This window comes from Arthrobacter sp. 9MFCol3.1, assembly GCF_000620385.1.
In the GTDB taxonomy this organism is placed as follows: Bacteria; Actinomycetota; Actinomycetes; order Actinomycetales; family Micrococcaceae; genus Arthrobacter.
Map to the genome: position 1 here is coordinate 50,964 of NZ_JIBJ01000014.1, position 25,761 is coordinate 76,724.

A 25,761-nucleotide genomic window follows, 5' to 3' on the forward strand; every position below is an offset into this window, starting at 1 on the left:
CTGTTGGGCTGTATGCGGCAGGCCCTGGCTACCGCAGGCTGCGGTCGCGGACAGTGCCGGCCGGGGCCACACCGCCCTGATTCAGCAGGTTCTGCAGCAGGGCATCGAAGAGCCCGGCTGCATTCTTGGCCGAGTCTCCGGGCCAGTGGTGGATGGAGTGGGCCGCGCCCTGGATCTGCTGCCAGTTGGCCTGCTCCGGGATGTGCGGGCTCAGCAGCAACTGGCCGAACATGGACTCCATCTCCGCAAGCCGGAACGTGTGCTCGGCCGAACTGCTGCGCACCCGGTTGGCCACAATGCCGGCGGGGGACAGCTTGGGGGCGAATTCCTGCCGGAACAGCTGGATGGCGCGCATGGTGCGTTCCGTGCCGGCCACCGAGAAGAGCCCGGGCTCGGCCACCAGGGCCACCTTGTCGCTCGCGGACCACGCCATCCGGGTCAGGCCGTTCAATGACGGTGGGCAATCGACCAGGACGAGTTCATAGTTCCCGGCACCGGCCAGGACAGCAGAGAGCCGGCGGAGGTCGCGCCGGCCCAGGTCGGGCCGGTCGTAGATGCCGGTGTAGGCAGAGCCGACGGCCACGTCCAGGACAGAGGTTGCCGCGCCAGGCTGTTTCCTGCCGTTGGCGCTGCCGCGGCCGTTGAGCCGGGCATGCTCCACCCAGCCGCTGGGAACCACGTTGTCCGCCAGATGTGCCCGCCGCGGCGACTTCAGCATCCTGCCGATATCGAGCTGGTCGTCCGGACTCACGCCCAGGGCGGTGCTGGCGTCAGCGTGCGGGTCAAGGTCGACGACGAGGGTGGGGATGCCGGCGGCCAACGCCGCCGACGCCAGTCCGGTGGTCACGGATGTCTTGCCGACACCGCCTTTGAGGCTGCTGATGCTCACTACTTGCACTTGAAAAACCAATACCTAACGCCGGTTGCCGAGACGGGGTCGTGCCGGCTCCTGCGTTCTTCGGAGCCGGGGCGTGCATGCGCCACCCACCCACTCATCATATGTTGATGCTCCGGCGAAACCCGTTTCATCCGGCGTGGGGCGCCGGAACCCCGCCAATCCGGCCGGCGGGGAGAGCTCCAACGCCGGGGCCCTGCCCATCGGGCCGTCCGTGACGGATAATGCTGTGACGGTCGCCACAATGATTTGTGTTTGCCCGCACAGGTCTTAGACACTGTGAGCACTTACCGATACGCCCGCGATGAAGCAGGAGAAGTATGTTTTCTAAGATTCTGGTGGCCAACCGCGGCGAAATCGCGATTCGCGCTTTCCGCGCGAGCTACGAGCTGGGTGCCAAGACTGTCGCTGTGTTTCCGCACGAGGACCGCAACTCCATTCACCGCCAGAAGGCCGACGAGGCGTATCTGATCGGCGAGGAGGGACATCCGGTCCGGGCGTACCTGGACGTTGATGAGGTGGTGCGCGTCGCCAAGGAGTCCGGGGCGGACGCCATTTACCCCGGTTACGGTTTCCTCTCCGAGAACCCGCGCCTGGCACGGGCCGCGAAGGAGGCCGGCATCACCTTCGTCGGCCCGCCGGCGGAGGTCCTGGAACTCGCGGGCAATAAGGTTGCCGCCCTCGAGGCCGCGCGCAAGGCCGGCGTCCCGGTGCTCAAGTCCAGCCAGCCGTCGAAGGACCTGGACGAACTGATCGCCGCCGCCGATGAAATCGGCTTCCCCATCTTCGCCAAGGCCGTCGCCGGCGGCGGCGGGCGCGGCATGCGCCGCGTGGACACCCGCGAGGCGCTCCCGGAGGCCCTGCAGGCCGCCATGCGCGAAGCCGACGCCGCGTTCGGCGACCCCACCATGTTCCTGGAACAGGCCGTCCTGCGCCCGCGCCACATCGAGGTCCAGATCCTGGCCGACGCCCAGGGCAACATCATGCACCTCTTCGAGCGTGACTGCTCCATCCAGCGCCGCCACCAGAAAGTGGTGGAAATCGCCCCGGCCCCGAACCTCGACGAAGGCATCCGGCAGGCCCTGTACCGCGACGCCGTGAAGTTCGCCAAGGCGCTGAACTACGTCAACGCCGGTACCGTCGAATTCCTTGTCGACACGGTGGGGGAGCGCGCCGGCCAGCACGTGTTCATCGAAATGAACCCGCGCATCCAGGTCGAGCACACTGTGACCGAGGAAGTCACCGACGTCGACCTCGTCCAGGCGCAGCTGCGCATCGCCGCCGGTGAGAGTCTCGCGGACCTGGGCCTGTCCCAGGAGAGCGTCCAGCTCAAGGGCGCCGCCCTGCAGTGCCGTATCACCACGGAGGATCCGGCCAACGGATTCCGGCCCGACGTCGGCAAGATCACCGGCTACCGCTCGGCCGGCGGCGCCGGCGTCCGGCTCGACGGCGGCACCGTCTACTCGGGTGCGGAGATCAGTCCGCACTTTGACTCCATGCTGGTCAAGCTGACCTGCCGCGGGCGCAACTACCCCGCCGCCGTCGCCCGGGCCCGCCGCGCCCTCGCCGAATTCCGCATCCGCGGCGTGTCCACCAACATCTCCTTCCTGCAGGCCGTCCTGGACGATCCCGACTTCGTCGCCGGGGACGTGGCCACCTCGTTCATTGACGAACGGCCCCAGCTGCTGAAGGCACGGGTCTCGGCAGACCGCGGCACCAAGTTGCTGACCTGGCTCGCCGACGTCACGGTCAACAAGCCCAACGGCGAACTCAAGGTCCACACGGACCCGGCGGACAAGCTTCCGGCCCTGGATGACGCCGCGGCCCGGCCGGGATCCCGCCAGCGGCTCCTGGAACTCGGCCCGGAAGGTTTTGCCCGCGCCCTGCGCGCGCAGGACGCCGTGGCCGTCACGGACACCACCTTCCGCGACGCGCACCAGTCCCTGCTCGCCACCCGGGTACGCACCCGCGACCTCGTGGCGGCCGGTCCGGCGGAGTCCAAGCTGCTCCCGGAGCTGCTCTCGGTCGAGGCCTGGGGCGGGGCGACCTACGACGTCGCCCTGCGCTTCCTCGGCGAAGACCCCTGGGACCGGCTCGCCGCCCTGCGCAAGGCCATGCCGAACCTGTGCCTGCAAATGCTGCTCCGCGGCCGCAACACCGTCGGGTACACGCCCTACCCGGAAGAGGTCACGGTCGCGTTCGTCAACGAGGCCGCCGCCACGGGCATCGACATCTTCCGGATCTTCGACGCCCTCAACGACGTCAACCAGATGGCCCCGGCCATCCGGGCCGTCCGCGAGACCGGCACCGCCGTTGCCGAGGTTGCGCTCTGCTACACCGCGGACATGCTGGATCCGGAGGAAACGCTCTACACCCTGGATTACTACCTGGAGCTGGCGCAGAAAATCGTCGACGCCGGGGCGCACATCCTCGCGATCAAGGACATGGCCGGACTGCTGCGTCCGGCTGCCGCGGCGCGCCTGGTTTCGGCGCTGCGGGAGCGGTTTGACCTTCCCGTCCACCTGCACACCCACGACACCGCAGGCGGCCAGCTGGCCACGCTCCTCGCGGCCGTGGATGCCGGCGTGGACGCCGTGGACGTGGCCTCGGCCTCCCTGGCCGGAACCACCAGCCAGCCTTCGGCCTCGGCCCTCGTCGCCGCACTGGCGCACACGCCGCGCGACACCGGCCTCAGCCTCGCGAACGTCTGTGCCCTCGAGCCCTACTGGGAGGCCGTCCGCCGGGTCTACGCGCCGTTCGAGTCCGGACTGCCGGGGCCCACGGGCCGGGTTTACCAGCACGAAATTCCGGGCGGCCAGCTGTCCAACCTGCGCCAGCAGGCGATGGCGCTGGGCCTGGGCGAGCGGTTCGAGGCGATCGAGGACATGTACACCGCGGCGGACCGGATCCTCGGCCGCCTGGTGAAGGTGACCCCGTCGTCCAAGGTGGTGGGCGATCTCGCCCTGCACCTGGTGGGCCTCAACGCCGACCCGGAAGACTTCAACGAGAACCCGCAAAAGTACGACGTCCCGGATTCCGTGATCGGTTTCCTCTCCGGCGAACTCGGTGACCCGCCCGGCGGCTGGCCCGAGCCCTTCCGGACCAAGGCACTGCAGGGCCGCACCGTCAAGGTCCGCGACGTCGAGATCAGCGCCGAGGACAGCGCCGCGCTCAACAGCGATTCCAAGGCCCGGCGGGGCACCCTCAACCGCCTGCTCTTCGCCGGACCCACCAAGGACTACCTGAAGAGCGTGGAGTCCTACGGCAACCTTTCGGTGCTGGATACGCGCGACTACCTCTTCGGGCTGCAGCGCGGCGCGGAGCACGAGATCGAGCTTGAGAAGGGCGTCCGCCTGATCGCCTCCCTCGAGGCCGTCTCCGAGCCGGACGAGAAGGGCATGCGCACGGTGATGTGCACGCTCAACGGCCAGTCCCGGCCCGTGGTGGTCCGCGACCGTTCAGTGGTGAGCAACGTCAAGGCCGCCGAACGCGCCGACACCTCCCAGCCGGGCCAGGTTGCCTCGCCGTTCGCCGGTGCCGTCACGCTGACCGTCAAGGCCGGGGACACCGTGAAAGCTGGCGACACGGTGGCCACGATCGAGGCCATGAAGATGGAGGCGTCCATCACGACGCCTGTGGCCGGCACCGTCGCGCGGCTCGCCGTCGCCGGGATCGAACAGGTCCAGGGCGGGGATCTGCTGCTCGTCGTCGAATAGCAACGAAAGCAACGCGGGGTCAGATACGGCCCATCCGGGGGCGCCGGATGGGCCGTATCTGACCCCGCGTTGCTCTGGTGCGGGGCGGTTGCGGTTGCAGCCTAGGCGAGGGTGGGACGCTTAGCGCTGTACATTTCCTCGATCACGTTCTCGAAGTCCTTGAGCACCTGGGCCCGCTTGACCTTCATGGAGGGCGTCAGGTGGCCGGAGGCCTCGGTGAAGTCAGCCGGCACGATCCGGAAAGACTTGATGGCCTCGGCCTGGGACACGGACTGGTTCGCGTGGTTGATGAGCTCCTGGACCGCGGCCGTGACTGTGGGGTTGACGGCAGCCTCGGCGAGCGAGGTCGAGGCCGGGAGCCCGTGGCGGCCCAGCCAGCCGGGCAGGGCTTCTTCATCCAGGGTCACCAGGGCACCAATGAACGGGCGGTTGTCACCGACCACGAGCACCTGCGAGACGAGCGCGTCCGCCCGGATCTGGTCCTCCAGCAGGGCCGGGACGACGTTCTTGCCCCCGGCAGTGACGATGATTTCCTTCTTCCGCCCCGTGATGGTCAGGAACCCCGCCTCGTCCAGCTGGCCGATGTCGCCGGTGCGGAACCAGCCGTCCTCGAAGGTCGCGGCGGACAGGTCATCACGCTTGTAGTAGCCGCGCATGACGCAGACGCCCTTGGCGAGGATCTCGCCGTCGTCCGCGATCCTGACGGAGTTGCCCGGAATCGGGGCGCCGACGGTGCCGATCTTGATCAGGTCCGGGGTGTTTACGGTAACCGGCGCCGTGGTTTCGGTCAGCCCGTACCCTTCCAGGATCTGCATGCCGATGCCCTGGAAGAAGTGGCCCAGCCGTTCACCGAGCGGTCCGCCGCCGGAAACGGCATGCGAGACGTTCCCGCCCATGGCGGCCCGGAGCTTGCTGTACACGAGCTTGTCGAAGACGGCGTGCTTGAGCTTCAGCACGAGCCCGACCTTGCCGGCCTGCCGGGCCCGGGAGAATTCGATGGCGGTGTCCGCGGCGCGGTGGAAGATGGCGCCCTTGCCGCCGTCCTCGGCCTTGGTCAGGGCGGAGTTGTAGACCTTTTCGAAAACGCGCGGGACAGCGAGGATGAAGGTCGGTTTGTAGCTCTGCAGGTCCGGCAGCAGGTTCTTGATATCCGGTGTGTGTGCCACCGTGACGCCGGCGGCGACTGCCAGCACGGAGATGAAGCGGGCAAAGACGTGGGCCATGGGCAGGAACATGATGGTCCGGGCCTGCTCGTGGACGATCGTGCCGAGCGACGTGACCAGGGCGTTCTCGGACAGTTCCACGAAGTTGCCGTGCGTCAGCTCGCAGCCCTTGGGCCGGCCGGTGGTGCCCGAGGTGTAGATGATCGTTGCGACATCCTTCAGGGACGCCTGGCTGCGCCGTGCTTCGAGCTCGGCATCGCTGATGCCGGCTCCGGCCGCACGGACCTCGTCCAGGCTGTCGCCCTCGAGCTGCCAGACATGCGCCAGGGCGGTGAGCCCCTCGGAGGTGGCCGCCTGCCGGATGATGTCCTCGTGGTGCGCCGATTCACCGAACGCGGCCACGGCGCCGGAGTCGCCCAGGTTCCAGGCCACCTGGGAGGGGGAGGACGTTTCATAGATGGGGACCGAGACGGCGCCGGCGAACCAGATGGCGAAGTCGATCAGGGCCCATTCGTACCGGGTGCGGGACATGATGCCCACCCGGTCGCCGGCGGCCACACCGCTGGCCATGAGGCCCTTGGCGAGGGCCGAGACGTCGGCCAGGAAATCCGTGGCGCGGACGTCCTGCCACTGGCCGGCTGCGTCGAGCCGTGAAAACAGTGCAGGGTTGGAGGCCTTGGCCGCCTGGCGCACCACGAGATCGGTGACGTTGGTGTCCGGATCGACATTCACCAGGGGCGGGACAATGATTTCTCGCACGACAGCTCCTTTGGTATCCATAGGCCCGCAACGGGTACCGCTAAGCCTAGTATGCGGTCCCCCGAAGGTGTGTTCTGCGACACCTACTGGCCAGTAACTTTACGGCCGGCCCCGCGGTTCCGCCAGTCGGGGATGCCGAGGGCGCCGCCGCTGCGTCATGCTGCCGGGCCTTCGCGGCTGCGGCGGCCCCGGCGAATAGAATGGGGCACCATGCAGACACCATCACCCGGCCGGCAGCCCGGCCTGCGCCGCCGGACCGCCGCCTGGCGGAGCCGGACCCTGGCCGGAGCCGCGGCCGCCACGGCCGGGCACGACCTCCGCTCACACCTGCGGCTGGGCCGCAAGGGCCTGGCGATCGGCGTCGACATCGGGGGAACCAAGGTTGCCGCCGGCGTGGTCGATGCCGAAGGCCGGATCCTCAGCCAGGCGAAACGTTCCACGCCGGGCAACGACCCGCGCGCCGTGGAACAGGTCATTGTCGAACTGGTTGCAGAGCTGGGCGCCGGGCACCGGATCTGGTCGGTCGGAATCGGCGCCGCCGGCTGGATGGACCTCGACGGCGGCACTGTCCTCTTCAGCCCGCACCTGGCCTGGCGCAATGAACCGCTGCGCGAGAACCTGCAGCGGCTGCTGCGCCGCCCTGTCCTGCTGACCAACGACGCCGACGCCGCCGCCTGGGCCGAATGGCGCTTCGGCGCCGGGCAGGGACAGAACCGTCTGGTCTGCATCACCCTGGGCACCGGGATCGGCGGCGCCATGGTCATGGACGGCCGGCTCGAACGCGGCCGCTTCGGTGTGGCGGGGGAGTTCGGCCACCAGATCATCATGCCGGGCGGGCACCGCTGCGAGTGTGGCAACCGCGGCTGCTGGGAACAATACGCCTCGGGCAATGCGCTCGGCCGCGAGGCCCGGGAACTGGCCGCCGCGAATTCTCCGGTTGCCCAGGAACTGCTCAAAGCCGTGGACGGCGACGTGGGACGCATTACGGGCGTGATCGTGACGGAGCTGGCCAAGGCCGGGGACCAAACCTCCCGCGAACTCCTCGAGGACGTCGGGGAATGGCTGGGCCTTGGCCTGGCGAACCTCGCAGCGGCACTGGACCCCGGCAAGTTCGTGATCGGCGGCGGACTGTGCGACGCCGGCGAGCTGCTCGTCGCGCCGGCCCGGAAGGCCTTCGCGCGGAACCTCACCGGGCGCGGCTTCCGCCCCGCGGCGGAGATCGAACTGGCGGCCCTGGGCCCCAACGCCGGACTGATCGGCGCCGCCGACCTCTCCCGGGTCAGCAGCCGCATGCACACGCAGTAGCGTGCCTCAGTAAGCCCCTCAAACAACCAGCGCAGTGGCTGGCGCCATGACCGGGTGGACTAAATGCGCGCCCCGTCGTCGTGCTCGTCCTTCTCGCCGGGCAGTTTCATGATCAGGAACACCACCGAGGCTGCGAACGCGGCCACCATGCCCACGATCGCCATCGTCGGGGCCGACCGCCAGAACATCGCCGAGAACACGAGTGCAATCGGGCCGCCCACCGCGCCAAGCCAGGCAAGGACGGTCATTGGATCTGCACCGGCCAGGCTGGGCGGCTCCTCGGGGATGAACGCGCCGTCGTCGTCGTCGGCCTCATAGTCCCGGGGGCCGGGTGCGGTGTCCGGTGCCTCGCTGCTGCCCGCAGCCGGACTCCCCGGGGCGGGGGCGAGCCGCTCCTTGGCGGAAAGCTCGATCGGTGCGACGCCGGCGAGACCCAGCGGGTCAAAATCGCGGAACGACCTTGCCGTTGACGGGCCGGCACCGGATCCAGCGCCGGAGCCGGCACCGGCGCCACCGGCGGCGCTGTCCGTTCCGCCGGCCGGGCTGCCTGGTGCCTGGTCCTCGCCTGCCCCGACTCCTTCCAGCCTGGCGACCAGATCCAGCCACACGGCGTCGTCATCGACGGACTGTGCGTCCGGGGCGTCCGGGTCCTGTGCCCCAGGGGGCGGGGTGCTGCCCGGACGCTGGACGCCGGATGCGCCGGCGTCAGGCGCAGCCGTCCCGGCGTCGTCGGGGTCAGGGGTTTCGGGGTCCGGGACTCCGGGGTCCGGTTTAGTCATTGGCCGTGTCCTTCCGGCTGGCGCGGGCGGCGCCCGGACTGGCTGCGGCTGCAACGGACCGGACAAATTCGGCCGTGCCACGGAAGATCTCGGGCGCGTCGTTGTCCATGGTAGCGACGTGGTAGCTGTTTTCCAGCCGGATCACCTCGAGCGGGGCGTTGGTCAACCCGCGGCGCAGGGCCTCCATGCTGGATTCGGACACCACATGATCCACCGTGGAACGGTATACCCGGACCGGAGCCGTGACGCGGGGCAGCAGCCGCACAGTGTCCTTGAACATCTTGTTGAGCTCGTGTGCGGCGGCCACCGGAGTGCGCGGGTATGCGTACTCATCCATCCCTGATTTGAGGATGTCATTGGCGATCGCCGGGGTGCTCTTGAGGACAAACTTCAAGACGCCGGCCAGCGGGGCGCGGGGATCATCGATGACGAGGCCGGGGTTGACCACCACAACCCCCGCCACGGGGCGGGTGGCCGCAATCCGCAACGCCAGGGCGCCGCCCATGGACAGTCCCGCCACGACAACGACGTCGCATTCCTCCGCAAGCTCCAGGTAGGCCGCGTCCAGGGCAGCATGCCAGTCCTGCCAGCGGGTCTTGGCCAGCTCCTGCCAGCTCGTTCCGTGCCCCGGCAGCAGGGGCAGCCGGACGGCGAACCCGGCACTGGCCAGGGACGACGCCCAGTCCCGCACACCGTGCGGGCTGCCGGTGAAGCCGTGGGACACCACGACGCCGGTCCGGGGGATGGTTCCAGTGAACGGGCTGCTGAACGGCGAGTGGTCCGGGAGGATGCTCATGGGGTCTCCGAGGGGGCGCGGGGCGGCGAAATGGCGTGGGCGTGCTGGAGGAAGAAGCGCACTGATTCTTCAAAGAGTAGCGGCGCATCGGCGTCCAGGGTGGCAACGTGCCCGCTGTGCGGGAGGGGAACCACTGTGAGTTCCCGGGACCCGAGCCGCCTGCGCAGCAGCGCCAGGGACGACGGCGGGACCACGGCGTCGGTGTCCGACTTGAAGACCAGCGCCGGGGCGCGGACTGCCGGCAGGTCCCGGAGGGTCGCGCCGAACAGCCGGCGCAGCTGGTGGACGGCGGCCAGCGGCGTCAGGGAGTAGTCGCCGTCATCGGTGGTGGTAGCCGTGGAATTCTCCTCCTGAATGGGCGTGGTGGTGCGCTGGAAGTACTTGAGCAGTCCCACGATCCGGACCCTGCGGTCATAGAAGCTCAGGCCGGGGTTGACGGCGGCCACGCCGGCCACGCTGTGGCGGGCCGCGGTACGCAGGGCGATCGTGCCGCCCATGGACAGCCCGGCGACGTAGCAGTCATCGGTCCGGGCGGCCAGGTCCAGGTACGCCGTTTCGAAGCTGCTGTACCAGTCCTGCCAGCCCTGCCGGGCGAGGTCGCGCCAGTGGGTGCCGTGCCCGGGCAGGAGGGGCACCGATACGGCGAAGCCCTGGGCGGCGAGGTGGCGGGCCCACGGCAGGACGCTGAGCGGGCTGCCCGTGAAGCCGTGGCAGATGGCCACGCCGGTCCGGGCGTTGGGTCCGTGGCCGGGGTAGCTGAAAGCGGCGGGCGCAGGGGGAGTGCTGCTTTCAGTCATGAGCCCATCGTGTCACCCTTGGCGCCAAAACTCACTAGAGTAAGGTGTCCATTGAAGCCTGGCCGGACCCGATTCGGGCGGCCGGCCAGACGCCTTCCGGAGAGGTCACCGAGTGTTTTATTGGTTCACGAAGACGTTTGTCCTGGGACCGGTGCTGAGGCTGCTGTTCCGGCCCTGGGTCAAGGGTCTCGACAACGTCCCTGCCGAGGGCGCCGCGATCCTTGCCTCGAACCACCTCTCCTTCTCGGATTCCATCTTCATGCCGGTCATGGTGCCGCGGCCGGTCGCGTTCCTGGCCAAATCCGAATACTTCACCGGCACCGGGATCAAGGGCCGGCTGACCGCAGCCTTCTTCCGGCTCACCAACCAGCTCCCCATGGACAGGTCCGGGGGCGCCGCATCCGCGCAGTCCCTCAACGCCGGCATGGACGTGCTCAAGAACGGCTCCCTCCTGGGCATCTACCCCGAGGGGACCCGCAGCCCCGACGGGCGCCTCTACCGCGGCAAAGTGGGCGTTGCCCGCCTTGCGCTGCAGGCCCGCGTCCCGGTCATCCCGGTGGCAATGATCGGAACAGACAAAGTCCAGCCGATCGGCAAGCGTGTGCCCAACATCCGCCGCATCGGCATGATCTTTGGAGAACCGCTCGACTTCAGCCGCTACTACGGGATGGAGGATGACCGGCTGATCCAGCGTTCGGTGACCGACGAGATCATGTATGAACTCATGCGGCTCTCCGGCCAGGAGTACGTGGACGAGTACGCCGCTGCCGTGAAGCTCCGCCTGGCCGGCAAAGCCCAGGACGCGGCCCCGGACAAAGCCCCTGCGGGCCCTGAAGTGGTGCAGGATGCGGCCGCCGGAGAAACCCCACACAAAACCCAGAGCGAAAACTCAAGCGAAACCCCGAACGAAAGCCCGAATGAAACTGCTGCCGGGGACGCCGGGCCGGAGATTCCCGGCACCGCTTAAGCGGGCCACGGGTGCCATGTGACGGCAAAGGAGCTGCCAATGACAGGCAGGGCCCCCGAACCACGGCGGGGCAACTATCCTTAGATAGTGACCGAGCTATCTGAGAAACCAGTTTCCCCGCTGACCAGCACCGCCCAGAGCGGAGCCGCCAACTACCCCGGACTGGACAACTGGCGGGAGCTCCCGGCCTCGCAGCAGCCCACCTGGTCGGACCCGGCTGTGTTCGAGGCGTCCGTCAAGGAACTTTCCGTCCTCCCGCCCCTCGTGTTCGCCGGCGAGGTGGACATCCTTCGCGAACGGCTCGCCGCCGCGGCGCAGGGCAAGGCGTTCCTGCTCCAGGGCGGCGACTGCGCCGAGACGTTCGAAGCGGCGACGGCGGACAAGATCAGCGCCCGCGTCCGGACCATCCTGCAGATGGCCGTCGTCCTCACCTACGGCGCGGCCATGCCCGTCATCAAGATGGGCCGCATGGCCGGCCAGTTCGCCAAGCCGCGCTCTTCCAACGATGAAACGCGCGAGGGCGTCACCCTGCCGGCCTATCGCGGCGACATCGTCAACGGCTACGACTTCACGCCCGAGTCCCGGGCCCATGACGCCAGCCGGATGCTGAAGGCCTACCACACCTCCGCCTCGACGCTGAACCTGATCCGCGCCTTCACCCAGGGCGGCTTCGCGGACCTGCGCCTGGTGCACCAGTGGAACAAGGGCTTCACCGAAAACCCGGCGCACGCCCGCTACGAGTCCCTGGCCCGGGACATCGACCGCGCCATCAAGTTCATGTCCTCCTGCGGCGCCGACTTCGAGGCCCTGAAGCGGGTGGAATTCTACGCGAGCCACGAGGCCCTGCTGCTGGACTACGAGCGCGCCCTGACCCGCATTGATTCGCGCACCGGGCTGCCCTACGACACCTCGGCGCACTTCCTGTGGATCGGGGAGCGGACCCGCGAGCTGGACCACGCACACGTTGACTTCCTCTCCCGCGTCCGCAACCCGATAGGCGTGAAGCTCGGCCCCTCGACCAGCGGCGACGACGCCCTGCGCCTGATCGATAAGCTGGATCCGAACCGGGAGCCCGGCCGGCTCACCTTCATCACCCGCATGGGTGCAGGCAACATCCGCGAGAAGCTGCCGGCGATCGTCGAGCGCGTCACCGCCTCCGGGGCTCAGGTCCTTTGGGTCACCGACCCCATGCACGGGAACACGGTCACCTCGCCCAACGGCTACAAGACCCGCAATTTCGACGACGTCATTGACGAGGTGCGCGGATTCTTCGAAGTCCACCACGCGCTCGGCACCGTTCCCGGTGGCCTGCACGTGGAGATGACGGGCGACGACGTCGCCGAATGCCTGGGCGGCGCCGACCCGATCGACCAGGAAGCCTTCCTCGACCGCTACGAGTCGGTCTGCGATCCGCGCCTGAACCACATGCAGTCGCTTGAAATGGCGTTCCTGGTAGCCGGTGCGCTCTCCAAGCGCTGAGGCGCTGATTGAGAGAACGCGTCTGACGGAACGCGTCTGACCGAACGCTTCTGACCAAACGCTGCCGGTCTAAAAACTCCAATAAGAAAGCTCCGCCCGGCTGCAGCAGCCGGGCGGAGCTTTTATGTGGAGCGGGTCTGCCCCTGGGCGGGCGCCGTGTACGGTCAGACCACTGTCAGGGTGATAGTCGAGCCTTCCGGGACAGCCGTATCCACCGGATCCTGGACGCGGACTGTTCCAAAGAATCCGCCCAAATACTCATCGACCTTAACCACGAAGCCAAGTTCTTCGAGTGCCGCCCGGGCTTCCTTGACCTGTTTGCCGATGAAATTGGGCACCTCGACGAGCTTCGGGCCTTTGGAGATGGTCAGGGTGACGGTTCCGCCCTTGGTCAGGTTGCCGGAGGCCGGGTCCTGCGCCAGCACCGCGCCCTTCGGGACGTTCCGGTCGTTGATCGGCTCGGGTGCGACCACGGCCTTCAGGCCGGCGGCTTCCAGGGCATTCACGGCCGCGTCCTGCGCCTGCCCGCGGACATCCGGGACCGGGATGGGCTGCGGGCCCTTCGAGACGGTGAGGCCCACGGGCGTCCCATGCCTGACCGGGTTGCCGCTGCGCGGAGCCTGGGCAAGGACAGTCCCGGCCGGCGCCTTCTCGTCGAAGGTCTCGGTAATCGGGCCCAAAGCCATCTGGGCGCCGTTGAGCGTGGTCTTGGCCTCGTCCAGGGACTTGCCGGTCAGTTCGGGCAGTGGGAACAGTTCCGGGCCCTTGGACACGGCCAGGGCCACGGGCTGGAACTTGCGGATGACCTCGCCGGCGGTCGGCTCCGAGCCGACCACGAGGCCGGGTGAGATGTCGTCGTCGAAGACATCCTTCACGGTGGATTGGAAGCCGGCGGTGCGGAGCAGGTCCTGGGCCTCGGCAACGGTCTTGTTCGCCACCGGGGGAATGGTTCCCGGTGAGCCCGGACCCATGCCGAAGAACCAGCCGGCGACGGCGGCGAGCAGCGCCGCGACGACGAGCAGGACGATCCACAGCAAGCCGCGGCGCCTGGGGTTGCCCTCGTGCAGGGTCCTGGTGGGCGTAGCCGCGGCGCGCTGGCGCGCCTTCTCCTCGTCCCGGTCCAGCTTGCGCTGGGCGCGTTTGCTGGGGGCAACCGCACCTTCTGCTGGATCGTCGTACCCGGCGTCGCCGTCGTAGGCCGCCTCGTCCGGGGTGGACAGCGGTCCGTAGGCCGGACGCCGCGGGGCGCCGGACATCACGGTGGTCGGGTTGCCGCTGGTGCGGGAGATCATCTCGGTGGGCCGGGCGAGGCTGCCGTACACCTCAGTCTGCAGTTCCGTGGGCATACCGGTGGGGGGCAGCACGTGGGCCGTGTCCTGCCCGTCCGACGCCGGGCGGGCACCGCCGGGCGGCCGGTTTGGCGGTGCTGCCACGGCCGGAAGGGCGCTGCGGACAGCCGCCGGCGGCTGGAGGTCGAGTTCGGCGTCGCTGAGGTTGGTCCTGATGTGCCGGAGTTCGGATAACAGGGCGCTGCCGTCGACGGGGCGCTTGTCCGGGTCCCGGTCGGTGCACCACTGGACGAGTTCGTCGATCTCCGCAGCCAGCCCGGGCACCACCAGCGACGGCGCTCCCACCGTGGAATTGACGTGCTGGTAGGCGACCTGGATGGGCACATCGCCGTCGAACGGCTGCCTGCCCGTGATCATTTCGTAGAGCATGATCCCGACCGAATAGATGTCGCTGCGGGCATCTGCCTGCTTCCCCAGGACAAGTTCGGGGGAGAGATATGCGACAGTCCCGATCAGGGCGCCGGTGCTGGTGGACGTTGAGATAGCGCGTGCCAGGCCGAAGTCGCCGAGCTTGATCCGCCCGTCGTCGGCGATCAGGACGTTTTCGGGCTTGATGTCCCGGTGGATCATGCCTGCGGCGTGCGCGGCGCCGAGGCCTTCGACGACCGGATCGATCAGCGCCAGGGCCAACCGCGGTGACAGGGCGCCCTTGTCATTGAGGTCGTCCCGCAATGTGTGGCCCTTGATGAATTCCATGACCAGATAGGCGAGCCGGCCGTCCTCGCCCTGGTCCAGGACGCCCACGACGTGGGGGTGGGAGAGCCGGGCGGCGGCCTTGGCCTCGCGGCCCAGCCGGTCGAGGAACTGCGGGTCGTCGGCCAGATGGGGATGGAGCACCTTCAGCGCGACATCACGCTCAAGGCGCTGGTCCGTGGCGAGGTACACGGTGGACATCCCGCCGCGGGCAAGCCTGGATTGAACCTGGTAGCGGTTGTCCACCAGGTTCCCTACGAGAGCATCCGACACGTATTCCTGCACCTTACAATCGTAGTCGCTGGACAGAAACGGGCCCGAATCAACATGCGATCCGGGCCCGTAGCGTCACGCTCCGCCGTAAGGGAGCTGTGCTGGAGTCTGTATCCAGCCGAACAATTTAGCGGAACAGCTGCCGGTTGGCCTTGATGGCGGCGACGTAGCCCTTGGTGTCCTCGTACATGCCGTTCTGGCTCACCGAGTACTGGCCCTGGTAATAGCCGGCGATCGCAGTGTCCACATCCGGGCTCGTGCGGACCAACTGGCGGATGATCGCGATGCCTGCCGTGGCGTTGTCGTACGGATCCAGCAGGTTCAGTTTGCGGCCCACCAGATCGGAGGCCCATTCGCCGGAGGACGGGATGACCTGCATGGTGCCGATCGCATTGGCCGGTGACACCGCACGCTGGTCGAAGCCGGATTCCTGGAAGGCAAAGGCCAGTGCGAGGCTGGCGTCCACGCCCATGCGCCGGGCCGTGTCCGCCACGATCGACTTCATCTGCTGACGGCTGGGCACCGGCGAGGCGTTGAGCAGCGCCTTGTTCTGGTTGGCCGAGCTCACCACCGCGGCCGGGTAGCTGAACCCGAGGAACGTGCTGGGCACGAGGGGCGTGGAGGTGGCAGGCGTGCTCGAGGCCGGTGCGATGGTCGACGCGCCGGGGATGACGAGCTTCTGGCCCGGGTAGATGATGCTCGACATCGTCAGCCGGTTGGCCGACAGGACGTCCGAGAGCCTGACACCGTTGCGGGCCGCGATGCCGGAGAGGGTGTCGCCGGCCTTGATGGTGTAGGAACCGGAGCTGGCCGGCGCGGGCGCCGACGGCTTGGGTGCGGCGGGAGCGGAGGGGGCCGGCGTGCTGGAACCGCCACCGACCTTGACCTTCTGGCCGGGATAGATCACCGAGCTCATGCCGAGCCCGTTCCACTTGAAGACCTCCGAAAGCCCAACGCCGTGGCGGGCGGCGATGGCGCTCAGGGTGTCGCCGGGCTTGACAACGTACACGCGGCCCCCGCCCGAGGCGGAAGTCACAGCGGACGTCGCAGGGGCGGTTTTCGCCGGTGCGGACGGTTTGGGCGCTGCCGGGGCCGGCGTCGAGCCCGTGAGCTTGATCTTCTGCCCCGGGTAGATGATGGTGTTCGCCTGCAGATTGTTCAGCTTGAGTACGGCGAAGGTGTCCAGGCCGTAGCGGCCGGCAATGGCACTGATGGTGTCGCCGCGGGCGATCGTGTAGACGGCCGGTGCCGCCGGCTGCGCGGGCCGCAGGGCGCTCGGCAGCGTCACCGGGACGGAGGCGGCCGGGATCACTGCCGCCTTAAGGGATGTCGCCGCGTCAGCCTTTGCCTGGGCGCGCATGGCGGCCGCGAGGGTTGCCGGGACCGAACGCACACGCGGTTCGGCTGCGGCCGGCTGGGCGATCGCCAGGGAGGAAAGCACGACGGCGGGAAGCGCCGCCGTCGTCGCCGCAATAAGCGGCAGGCTGCGCCCCGGACGGAGCTGTGGCGAACGTGAGGTTGTCATTGGAAAGATCCTCTTCTCAGCGGCAACGCTGCGGTCAGGCCGGTAGAACTGGTGTTACCAGTGTGACAAAAGTTATTTCTGTTACAAATGTGATCTATGTGAATGTCTCATGAATTGGCAATTAGCACAAGAACCGTTAGACATTCCGCAATCCCGTTTCCGGTGGAGTGTCGCCCGAAAGTCGTTCCGGCGGAGTCCCGGGTGAAGCCGGACGGCATTCCGGCGCGGCGGGACGGGCCATGGCCGCGGCGTCATTTCTGCGGATGCCGACTAGGCGGCGGGGCACCGGGCGTGGCAATCTTTATGCGTGAGTAATGTAGAAAGCCTCGTGGGCGAATGGCTGCCCCTGCCCGATGTCGCACAGCTTCTGAACGTATCTATCACCAAGGTCCATGCATTGCTGGACGAGCGTGCGCTGGCGGCCGTGAGAATCGGTGACCGGCGCATTCGGTCCGTGCCTGCGGCTTTCATCCAGGACGGGCATGCCGTGGAGAGCCTGAAAGGCACCATTGTGGTCCTCTCCGACGCCGGGTACTCGGATGAGGAACTGATCAACTGGCTCTTTACGCCGGACGAATCCCTCCGCGGCCGGCCCATTGACGCCCTGCGGGAAGGGCGCAAGACCGAAATCCGCCGCAGGGCGCAGTCACTGGCCTGGTAAGGGCACGCCCGCAGCAACACTGCGCCGGCAGCATCCCCGGACGTGCCATTAAGGGCCGTGCACAGCGCAACCGCCGTGCACGGCCCGCCGCGTTTCCGCGGGCGGTTCCTGCCTTGGGGCCCTATCAGGCGGCGCGGCTGACCGTGGCCTCCGCCAGCCGGCGGAGCGCGGTCTTGGGCAGCTCCTGAAGCGGCAGGAGATCCAGGGCGGCGAAGGCGGCCTTGCCGAACTCCTCGATGAGTACTTCCGTGGCCTGGAGTGCACCGCAGTCCACGATGATCCGCCGGATCTCCTCGATGTCCGCGTCGCTGAGATCGGGGCTGCCCAGCTTCGCGTCGATGAACTCTGATTCGGCCGGCGCGGCCTGGTCCAGGGCGAAGGCGACCAGGACTGTGCGCTTGCCCTCCCGGAGATCGTCCCCTGCAGGTTTGCCGGTGGTGACAGGGTCACCGAAGACGCCAAGGACATCGTCCCGCAGCTGGAACGCCTCGCCGAGCGGCAGGGCGAAGGCGGAATAGCCGCGCAGCAGCTCGTCGCCGGCGCCGGCCAGGGCGCCGCCGAGGGCGAGGGGGTGCTCGGTGGAGTACTTGGCCGATTTGAACCGGATGATGGACTGGGCCCGACTGACGGCCCCGGCCCGGTCCCGCCTGGGCCCGGCGACCTCTTCCAGGATGTCGAGGTACTGCCCGGCCATCACTTCCGCGCGCATGAGGTTGAAGATCAGCCGTGCCGGGCTGCCGGACGCGGCCCGGTGTCCGATCTCCGTGAACGATTCCTCGCTGAAGGACAGGCAGAGATCCCCGGTCAGGATCGCTGCCGCGTGGCCGAACCGTTCACTGTCCAGCGCCCAGCCCTGGGCCTCGTGCAGTTCAATGAACCTGCGGTGGACGCTGGGGCCGCCCCGGCGGGTGTCCGAGCGGTCAATGATGTCATCGTGGATCAGGGCCGCGGCCTGGAACAGCTCGAGGGCCGAGCCGGCGGTGACCACCTCGGCGGCGCCGGCTTCCCCGCCGGCTCCGCGCCATCCCCAGTAGCACATGAGCGCCCGCAGGCGCTTGCCGCCCGTGACCAGATTCGAGATCGAGCCCATGAGCGGATCGATGTCCTGGGAGATCGAGGACATGACGGCCTGGCGGCTGGTCAGGAACTCGGTGAGCTTGCCGGCGACGGCGGCCACGAAATCCGCCTGCTCGAGCCGCAGCTGTTCGGCGAGACTCACTTGACGGACTCGGCAGCGACGTTCGCGCCGATCGTGAACGTGGACACCCCTGTCGTCTGCATGACGGAGATGTTCACGGTTTCGTTGTCCCCCCGCAGGAAGTCTTTGGAAGGCAGGGCGCCGACGGTTTCACCGGGTACGGCCTTGAAGCCCTGTGCCTGGAGCCCTTTGGTGTAGAAAGCCAGGACATCGGCGGCGGGTGCGGTGGTGCTGCCGACCAGTGCCGCGGTGGCCGGCACGGTGGTTTTGTCGAAGCTGCTGGAAACCACCTGCGCCCCGGGCATCAGCGGCAGGAGTTTCTGCGGGAACCCGGGCACCAGGGCACCCACCGTGGCTGACGTGCCGGGCTCCGCGGAGGGGCTGGGGGGAGCCGTGGTGGAGGACTGCGCAGAGGCGTCCGGGGTCGACGCCGGCGACGCCGCCGGGCTCCCGGTGCCGGCAGGCGTGCATGCGGCCAAGGCCAATAGCGCGCCCGCCGCCGCGATGGCGGCTGCGGCACGTTTGCGCTGTCCAAATACCTTCACAGGGACTTTCCTCCTGGGGTTGAAGCGGAATCAGCCTCCAGTTTAGTCAGTCCCCGGGCATAGGATTGAAGACGTGGGGCCGGACGCAGAGAATCAGCAGGGAGCGCAGACGAATATGCACCCCCACGGGCGCCCGAATGCGCAGCCCCCGGTCCAGCCCCCCGGCAGCCCGGGCGGGGATTCCCTGGTGGAACTGCGGCGCAGCAGCATCATGCATGTGGACATGGACGCTTTCTTTGTCTCCGTGGAGCTGCGCAGCCGGCCCGAGCTGAAGGGAAAGCCTGTGATTGTGGGCTATCCGGCGGACCGCTCCGTGGTGCTCTCCGCGTCCTATGAGGCCCGCGCATTCGGCGTCAGATCTGCGATGCCCATGGTGGTGGCGGCACGCATGTGCCCCTCGGCTGTCATCATCGAGCCCCGCCACAAGCTCTACTACGAAGTATCCGGCCAGATCATGGCAATCTTTGGTTCCATCACCGACCTCGTCGAGCCACTCAGCGTGGACGAGGCGTTCCTGGATGTCGGGGGAGCCATCCGTCGGCTCGGTCCGCCACGGGAGATTGGCGAACTCATCCGGGCGCGCGTGTTCCGGGAACTGGGCATTACGGCATCGGTGGGCATAGCAGCCAGCAAGTTTGTGGCCAAGATCGCGTCCACCCGCTGCAAACCGGACGGCCTGCTGCTGATCAGGCCGGAGGAAACCGTCCCCTACCTGCACAGCCTTCCCGTCAGTGCGCTCTGGGGAGTCGGCGGCAAGACCGTGGAGGTGCTGGCCCGCCGGGGTATCAGGACGGTGGCGGACGTCGCCGCGTCGCCGCTGCCCTCGCTGCGCAAGCTGCTGGGCGCATCGGGGGAGCACGTCTACCGGCTCTCCTGGGGCATCGATCCGCGGCCCGTGACGCCGGTCCGCCTGGAAAAAAGTATTGGAGCCGAGGAGACATTCGCCACGGACACCGCGGATGACGCACTGCTTCACCGGGAGCTGCTGCGCCTTTCGCACCGGACAGCGGAGCGCCTCCGCGGCGCCGGCATGCACGCCCGCACCGTGGCGCTCAAGCTGCGCTATGCCGACTTTTCCACCATTACCCGCAGCCGCACCGTGAGCACACCGATCGACAGCGCCCAACTCCTTTACGCGGTGGCGGTGCAGCTCCTGGAATCGGTGGGGGAGCGGCCCATGACAGTCCGGCTCGTCGGCATCCGGGCCGAACAGCTGGAAGAGGCCGCCGACGCCCCGCTTCAGCTCAGTCTTGACCGCCGGGACGACAACTGGCGGGCCGCCGAACAGGCCCTCGATGCTGTCGCCCGGAAATTCGGCAACAAGTCCGTTCTTCCGGCCCGGCTCCTGGATTCCGGGGGCACCCCCGAGTGAGCCCGGCTGGAACCTCTGGCGGGGACGCCTGTTCCCAAGGGTTCCGGCGGCGAAAGGGCCTTAAGACTGTCTTTCAGAACAGGCCGCGACAATCTATCCTTATTAATACCTAGGTTTAGGACTACTGGATCGACCGTTCGGGCGACCTAGCCAGCTGAGACCGGCGCGGGAGAGCTGAATTGACCCTTTTCACCAATGGCGGTGACGGGGGAACCACTTCGGAATCCCGGGCGTTAGGCAATTAGGGCAATGGCCACGTCATGCCCGGACGTTGGCAGACTTGAGGAGGTCGTGATGCCGCTCTCGGAACACGAACAGAAGTTGCTGGAGCAACTTGAGAAGCAGCTGCATGAGGACGACCCAAAGTTTGCAAGCTCGATGGGATCAGTCCCCGGGCGCTCATGGTCCACCCGCCACCTGGTCATCGGCGTGCTCGCGACTCTCGCGGGCGTGCTGCTGTTGTTGGTCGGGGTGTCGATGCAAAACATCTTTGTCGGGGTCCTTGGCTTTGTGGTGATGGGCGCCGGAGTCTATTTCGCCACTATGCGCAGTTCTGCGGTCGGCAAGGCCCGGGCAACGGGCGGCCGCAAGCAGGGCAAGCCCAGGAGTTCGTTCATGAGCAACCTTGAGCAGCGCTGGGACGAACGGCACGGGGGCGAGTCCTGAGCCGCTCTGTGACGGCCCCCTAAAGTCCTCCACTTCCCGCCACCGGTCCGCCGGGGTGCGGCGCGAGACCCGCTTCGGCGGGTCTTTCGCCATTTAACGCGTCAATTTGCCATGCGTTTGCTGCAGCCTTGCGGGGATTTGGCTGCAGTGGGGCCGCAAAAAGGGACGACGGCGCCGGACTATTTCGCTCCGGCGCCGGCGTGTGCCCGCAATCGCTGGGCGGCGTGAGGCAAGCAGGCAAATTCGCTCCACTTTCCCCCACCAGTCCCGATTCCCTGCAAATACTGGGAAGAAAGGGAATAAACATCCGCAGATTTGTCTAAACATCCCGGGCGTGTCGTTGACTGTGGAGCGATGTGGAGTAATGTGGAGGGCGTAAGAGGGTAGTGGCAGCACAGGGGACGTTGGACTTCCTAAAACAGACAGGCGGTGGGCCGTGTTTCTCGGCACACATTCGCCGCGTCTGGATGAAAAAGGTCGAATTATCCTCCCCGCGAAGTTCCGAGAGGAACTTGCCGGCGGGCTGGTTCTCACAAGAGGCCAGGAGCGTTGCATCTACGTCTTCAGTGAGGCGGAATTCGGCCGGGTTCACGAGCAGATGCGGGAGGCTCCAATTTCCTCCAAGCAGGCACGTGACTACATCCGTGTTTTCCTCTCTGGAGCCTCGGACGAGGTACCTGACAAGCAGGGGCGCGTGACGATTCCGCCGGCGCTCCGGGAGTATGCAGGTCTTGGCCGGGAACTCGCCGTCATTGGCGCAGGATCCCGCGCGGAGATCTGGGACGCCCAGGCCTGGAATGAGTACCTGGCCGAAAAGGAAACCGCCTTCTCGGAAACAGACGACGCCATCCCGGGGATTCTCTGAACCCCCACTGATCCACCAGCAAACAACGTTCCTTGATCGAGATCTCCAGCCGCCCATCCGGTTGTTGTCCTGGCTCACTTCCCCGGAGCCAGGCCGGCGCAGGATAGGCGCGGATGGGGATCTGGACCAAGGAACGTTGCGTAAGAGCAGTACCAAGCAACGCGCAACCAGCAACGCGCAACCAGCAACGCGCAACCAGCAACGCGCAACCAGCAACGCGCAACCAACAAGGCGCAACCAGCAAGGCGCAACCAACAAGGCCAACGAAAGGATGAAGGCATGACGGATCCCGACCAGGCGAAGCCGACGTCCGAACGCCATGTACCGGTCCTCAAGGACCGGTGCATCAATTTGTTGGCCCCCGGCATCGAGGCCGCCCGGAGCCGCGGCGAGACCCCCGTGGTGATCGACGCGACGCTCGGCATGGGCGGGCACTCCGAGGCGCTCCTGCAGCGCTTCCCGGACCTTCACCTGATCGGCATCGACCGCGACGAGGAAGCCCTGGCGCTGGCGGGTGCCCGGCTGGCGCCCTTCGAGAACCGGACCGACCTCGTGCACGCCGTCTACGACGAAATCCCGGACGTCCTCGAGGACCTGGGCTTCACCGAAGTCCATGGTGTGCTCATGGACCTTGGCGTCTCATCGCTCCAGCTGGACGAGCGGGAGCGTGGCTTCGCCTACTCCTTCGACGCGCCCCTGGACATGCGGATGGACACCAGCCGCGGGCAGACGGCCGCCGACGTCGTCAATAACTACAGCGAAGAAGAACTCGTCCGGATCATCCGGAAATGGGGCGAAGAGAAGTTCGCCGGCCGCATCGCGAACAGGATCGTGGCCGCGCGCGCCGAAAAGCCCTTCACCACCACCGGCGAACTGGTCGATCAGATCCGGGCCGTGGTGCCAGCCGGTGCCGCCAAATCCGGCGGCCACCCCGCGAAACGCACTTTCCAGGCGCTCCGGATCGAGGTCAACGAGGAACTGGACGTCCTCGAGCGCGCCATCCCGGCAGCGATCGAGGCCATCGCCCTCGGCGGCCGTGTGGTGGTCATGTCCTACCACTCCCTGGAAGACAAGATCGTCAAGGGCTTCTTCCAGGCCGGATCGAAGTCCTCGGCACCGCTCGGCTTCCCGGTCGAGCTCGAAGAGCACAAAGCCGAACTCAAGACCCTGACGAAGGGCACCGAGGTACCCACCGCCGCTGAAATCGCCGAAAACCCCCGCGCAGCTTCCGCCCGGCTGCGCGCCGTCGAACGCATCAAAGCCAGGAGAGCCGCATGAGCACCGCCGCCGTCAACAGCTACCCCGTTGCCCAGGGCGCCACTGCCCGTGCCCTGCCCGGCCTCCGCCCCGGCCATGACCAGCCCCGTAAGGCACGCACCCCGCTTTCGGTGGTCCGCTCCGTGCCGCGCAAGCGCCGCGCACCATTCGTGGTCCTCTGCTTCGGACTCCTGGCGATTGCCCTCATGGCCGTGCTGGTCCTGAACATCTCCGTCTCCTCTGCCCAGTACCAGCTGGTCCAGCTCCGCAGTGAGCAGACCACCCTGACCAAGCAGAACCAGGACCTCACCCAGCAGGTCCAGAACTTCGACGCGCCGCAGAACCTCGCGGCCAAGGCAACGGAACTGGGCATGGTGGCTTCCGTCGCCAAGGGCCAGATCGATCTCTCCACCCTCAGCGTCACCGGCAAGGCCAAACCGGCGGTCAAGGGTGATGCCCCGGGCGCCGTCATCGCCGCACCGGCCGTCGCCGGGCAGCTCACGGTGGTCCCGCCGGTCACGGAGAACGAGCCTCTCGCCCAGCGCAAGCCGGCCGACACCAAACCGGCGGACACCAAACCGGCCGACACAGTTAAGGCGCCGGCGGCTGCGAAGCCCGCCCCCGCACCGAAACCCGCCGCCCCCGCCGTGGAGCTCCACGGCGGATCGGTGCCCGCCCCCGCACAGAAGACGCCGGGGCAGTAACGTTCACTGACCACCAGCAAGGCAAGCAGCAAGGACTCACCGTGGCGAAGAACTCCGGCAGGGCAAGCAAGGCGAAAGCCCCAAACCCCACCCGGCGGCTCCGCGTGGGGCTCGGCATCATGCTGGCGCTCCTGCTGGTGGTCGGCGGCAAGCTGTTCATGGTCCAGGGCCTGGACATCGGAGGCATGGCTGAGGCCGCCCTCAACAACCGGCTTACGCCCACCGTGCTGCCCGCGGAGCGCGGCAGCATCCTCGATTCCTCCGGCACGGTCCTGGCCAGCAGCGTCATCCGCTACAACGTCGTCGTGGACCAGACGGTCAACACCAAAACCGAGACCTTCCGCCGGCTCGAGACCATCAACGGCAAGGACGAGCTCGTCAAGGTCACCCGAGACCAGGGCATCTCCGAACTCGCCGCCGTGCTCGGCATGGACCGCGGCACCCTGCGCGATGCCCTGACCGGAACCCAGCGCTACTACATCGTGGCCAAGGACCTGAAGCCGGACATCGAGGACAAGGTGTCCAAGCTGCAGATTCCCGGCATTGTCACCGAAGGCACCAGCAAGCGGGTCTATCCCAACGGCGCCGTGGCCGGCGGAATTGTCGGATTCCTCAAGGACGGCAGCACCGGACAGGCGGGCCTCGAGCAGACCCAGGACGAGATCCTCAAAGGGACACCGGGTAAGCGCCTGTTTGAAATCGGCGCCGACGGACTGCGGATCCCCGTGGGCGTGGACCAATTGACGCCGGCGGTGAACGGCAAGGACATCAAACTCACGCTGAACTCGGACCTGCAGTACTTTTCCCAGCAGGCGATCCAAAGCCAGAAGGACAAGCTCAGCGCCGAATGGGGCGTGATTGTGGTCCTGGACGCCAAGACCGGGAACATCGTGGCCATGGCCGATACCGACTCCCCGGATCCGAACGACCCCGGCAAGGTTGCCGCCGAGGACCGCGGGGTCCGGGCCGTCACCGCCGCCTACGAGCCCGGCTCGGTGGAGAAGATGATCACGGCCGCAGCCGCGATCCAGGAAGGGAAGTCCAGCCCGCTGGACAGGTTCACCATTCCGCCGACCTACACCGTGGACGGACAGACCTTCAGCGACGCGTTCGAACACGGCACCGAGCAACGGACGCTGGCGGGGATTGTCGGCTACTCCATGAACACCGGCACAGTCATGGTGGGCCAGCGCCTGAGCAAGGACCAGCGCTATGACTGGCTGCGGAAGTTCGGCATTGGCGAGGCCCCCGACATCGGTCTGCCGGCCGAATCCAAGGGCATCCTGACCCCGGCCGACCAGTGGGACGGACGCCAGCAATACACCGTGCTCTTCGGCCAGGGCGTCGCCCAAACCACCCTCCAGACCGTCCGGGCCTACCAGAGCATCGCCAACGACGGCGTGATGCTCCAGCCGCGCCTGATCGACAGCTACATCAACCCGGACGACGGTGCCGAGGAAAAAGTCCCGGCCAAGGCCCCGCAGCAGGTTGTCTCCAAGGAGACCGCCAAACAGGTCCGCGACATCCTTGAGAGCGCCGTCACCGAGGGCGAGATCAAGGAAGCCGCGATCGACGGGTACCGGGTGGGCGCCAAGACGGGCACATCCGAATCACCCTGCGACGACGGCAAATCAGGGTTCTGCGGCTACACGGCCTCCATCATCGGAATGGCGCCCATGGACGATCCGCGGTTTATTGTTGAGGTGGTCCTGCAACGGCCCAAGGGAAGCATCTTCGGAATCACCAACGGACCGGTGTTCCGTTCGGTGATGAGCCAGACGCTGCGCACATTCAACGTCCAGCCCTCCACCGGCGAACCCGCGAGGCTGCCGCAGTACGCCAAGTAGCGCCTGTTCCACCCGGCGCCCGGAAGTCACCAGCCGGCGCCACACCCACTGCCTGCGCGCCGGAAACTCGTCTGCGTGCGAGGGCCCGATCCACCGGGTCCCGATCAGTTCAGTGCCCGATTCATTCAGTGCCCGATTTCATTCAGTGCC

Annotated in this window: 20 protein-coding genes; 11 read left to right on the plus strand and 9 right to left on the minus strand. The window is 67.5% G+C overall.

The genetic code is table 11. The features are described from left to right. Positions 1 to 28: 28 nt before the first annotated feature. Complete coding sequence (locus C560_RS0114750; protein ID WP_026538785.1) at positions 29 to 898, minus strand: ParA family protein; 870 nt, start codon at positions 896 to 898, stop codon at positions 29 to 31. Between the two features lie 317 nt (positions 899 to 1,215). Here C560_RS0114750 and C560_RS0114755 point away from each other — a divergent pair, with 317 nt between their 5' ends. Further along, the gene (locus C560_RS0114755; RefSeq protein WP_026538786.1) at positions 1,216 to 4,611 is read left to right on the plus strand and encodes a pyruvate carboxylase; all 3,396 of its coding nucleotides are present in this window, start codon (positions 1,216 to 1,218) and stop codon (positions 4,609 to 4,611) included. Between the two features lie 101 nt (positions 4,612 to 4,712). Here C560_RS0114755 and C560_RS0114760 read toward each other — a convergent pair whose 3' ends face one another. Then, positions 4,713 to 6,533 carry an AMP-dependent synthetase/ligase gene (locus tag C560_RS0114760; protein ID WP_026538787.1) on the minus strand — a complete coding sequence of 607 codons (1,821 nt, stop codon included), beginning with the start codon at positions 6,531 to 6,533 and terminating at the stop codon, positions 4,713 to 4,715. 210 nt (positions 6,534 to 6,743) lie between these two features. Here C560_RS0114760 and C560_RS0114765 point away from each other — a divergent pair, with 210 nt between their 5' ends. Beyond that, positions 6,744 to 7,838: an ROK family glucokinase gene (locus tag C560_RS0114765; protein WP_018772324.1), complete on the plus strand. Its 1,095-nt coding sequence runs from the start codon at positions 6,744 to 6,746 to the stop codon at positions 7,836 to 7,838. Between the two features lie 59 nt (positions 7,839 to 7,897). Here C560_RS0114765 and C560_RS0114770 read toward each other — a convergent pair whose 3' ends face one another. The 3 genes from C560_RS0114770 to C560_RS0114780 are packed head-to-tail and all read right to left on the minus strand — an operon-like array spanning position 7,898 to position 10,210. Further along, the gene (locus tag C560_RS0114770; protein ID WP_026538788.1) at positions 7,898 to 8,617 is read right to left on the minus strand and encodes a hypothetical protein; all 720 of its coding nucleotides are present in this window, start codon (positions 8,615 to 8,617) and stop codon (positions 7,898 to 7,900) included. Continuing rightward, entirely contained in the window at positions 8,610 to 9,413 is an 804-nt protein-coding gene (locus C560_RS0114775; protein WP_026538789.1) for an alpha/beta hydrolase, read from the minus strand. The genes C560_RS0114770 and C560_RS0114775 overlap by 8 nt, the downstream gene beginning before the upstream one ends. Further along, positions 9,410 to 10,210 carry an alpha/beta hydrolase gene (locus tag C560_RS0114780; protein ID WP_026538790.1) on the minus strand — a complete coding sequence of 267 codons (801 nt, stop codon included), beginning with the start codon at positions 10,208 to 10,210 and terminating at the stop codon, positions 9,410 to 9,412. The genes C560_RS0114775 and C560_RS0114780 overlap by 4 nt, the downstream gene beginning before the upstream one ends. A gap of 112 nt (positions 10,211 to 10,322) precedes the next feature. Here C560_RS0114780 and C560_RS0114785 point away from each other — a divergent pair, with 112 nt between their 5' ends. Then, positions 10,323 to 11,177 (plus strand): lysophospholipid acyltransferase family protein, encoded by an 855-nt coding sequence (locus tag C560_RS0114785; protein WP_026538791.1) that lies wholly within the window; start codon positions 10,323 to 10,325, stop codon positions 11,175 to 11,177. Between the two features lie 84 nt (positions 11,178 to 11,261). Next, positions 11,262 to 12,656: a class II 3-deoxy-7-phosphoheptulonate synthase gene (locus C560_RS0114790; RefSeq protein ID WP_043423206.1), complete on the plus strand. Its 1,395-nt coding sequence runs from the start codon at positions 11,262 to 11,264 to the stop codon at positions 12,654 to 12,656. Between the two features lie 164 nt (positions 12,657 to 12,820). Here C560_RS0114790 and C560_RS0114795 read toward each other — a convergent pair whose 3' ends face one another. Together C560_RS0114795 and C560_RS0114800 are read right to left on the minus strand one after the other, a co-directional pair. Then, entirely contained in the window at positions 12,821 to 14,983 is a 2,163-nt protein-coding gene (locus C560_RS0114795) for a Stk1 family PASTA domain-containing Ser/Thr kinase (protein ID WP_026538793.1), read from the minus strand. A gap of 115 nt (positions 14,984 to 15,098) precedes the next feature. Continuing rightward, complete coding sequence (locus C560_RS0114800) at positions 15,099 to 16,496, minus strand: lytic transglycosylase domain-containing protein (RefSeq protein WP_026538794.1); 1,398 nt, start codon at positions 16,494 to 16,496, stop codon at positions 15,099 to 15,101. A gap of 307 nt (positions 16,497 to 16,803) precedes the next feature. Between C560_RS0114800 and C560_RS0114805 the strand changes: the two genes are divergently transcribed. After that, positions 16,804 to 17,157 (plus strand): Rv2175c family DNA-binding protein, encoded by a 354-nt coding sequence (locus tag C560_RS0114805; RefSeq protein ID WP_026538795.1) that lies wholly within the window; start codon positions 16,804 to 16,806, stop codon positions 17,155 to 17,157. A gap of 124 nt (positions 17,158 to 17,281) precedes the next feature. Here C560_RS0114805 and C560_RS0114810 read toward each other — a convergent pair whose 3' ends face one another. Both C560_RS0114810 and C560_RS0114815 read right to left on the minus strand, forming a co-directional pair. Further along, complete coding sequence (locus tag C560_RS0114810; RefSeq protein ID WP_018772333.1) at positions 17,282 to 18,376, minus strand: polyprenyl synthetase family protein; 1,095 nt, start codon at positions 18,374 to 18,376, stop codon at positions 17,282 to 17,284. Beyond that, positions 18,373 to 18,900 carry a hypothetical protein gene (locus C560_RS0114815; RefSeq protein ID WP_026538796.1) on the minus strand — a complete coding sequence of 176 codons (528 nt, stop codon included), beginning with the start codon at positions 18,898 to 18,900 and terminating at the stop codon, positions 18,373 to 18,375. Before C560_RS0114815 ends, C560_RS0114810 begins: the two co-directional genes overlap by 4 nt. A gap of 211 nt (positions 18,901 to 19,111) precedes the next feature. On the opposite strand from C560_RS0114815, the gene dinB reads away from it, so the two are divergent. The 6 genes from dinB (at position 19,112) to C560_RS0114845 (ending at position 25,611) form a co-directional block, all read left to right on the plus strand. After that, positions 19,112 to 20,272: a DNA polymerase IV gene (dinB, locus tag C560_RS0114820; RefSeq protein ID WP_043423214.1), complete on the plus strand. Its 1,161-nt coding sequence runs from the start codon at positions 19,112 to 19,114 to the stop codon at positions 20,270 to 20,272. 294 nt (positions 20,273 to 20,566) lie between these two features. After that, positions 20,567 to 20,938: a DUF3040 domain-containing protein gene (locus C560_RS0114825; RefSeq protein ID WP_026266239.1), complete on the plus strand. Its 372-nt coding sequence runs from the start codon at positions 20,567 to 20,569 to the stop codon at positions 20,936 to 20,938. Positions 20,939 to 21,374: 436 nt separating this feature from the next. After that, a complete protein-coding gene (gene mraZ, locus C560_RS0114830; RefSeq protein ID WP_026266240.1) occupies positions 21,375 to 21,803 on the plus strand; it encodes a division/cell wall cluster transcriptional repressor MraZ in 429 nt (142 codons plus the stop codon). Positions 21,804 to 22,082: 279 nt separating this feature from the next. Beyond that, entirely contained in the window at positions 22,083 to 23,081 is a 999-nt protein-coding gene (rsmH, locus tag C560_RS0114835) for a 16S rRNA (cytosine(1402)-N(4))-methyltransferase RsmH (RefSeq protein ID WP_018772338.1), read from the plus strand. Further along, complete coding sequence (locus C560_RS0114840; protein WP_026538798.1) at positions 23,078 to 23,764, plus strand: hypothetical protein; 687 nt, start codon at positions 23,078 to 23,080, stop codon at positions 23,762 to 23,764. Before rsmH ends, C560_RS0114840 begins: the two co-directional genes overlap by 4 nt. A gap of 41 nt (positions 23,765 to 23,805) precedes the next feature. Next, complete coding sequence (locus C560_RS0114845; RefSeq protein ID WP_026538799.1) at positions 23,806 to 25,611, plus strand: peptidoglycan D,D-transpeptidase FtsI family protein; 1,806 nt, start codon at positions 23,806 to 23,808, stop codon at positions 25,609 to 25,611. Positions 25,612 to 25,761 lie beyond the last annotated feature (150 nt).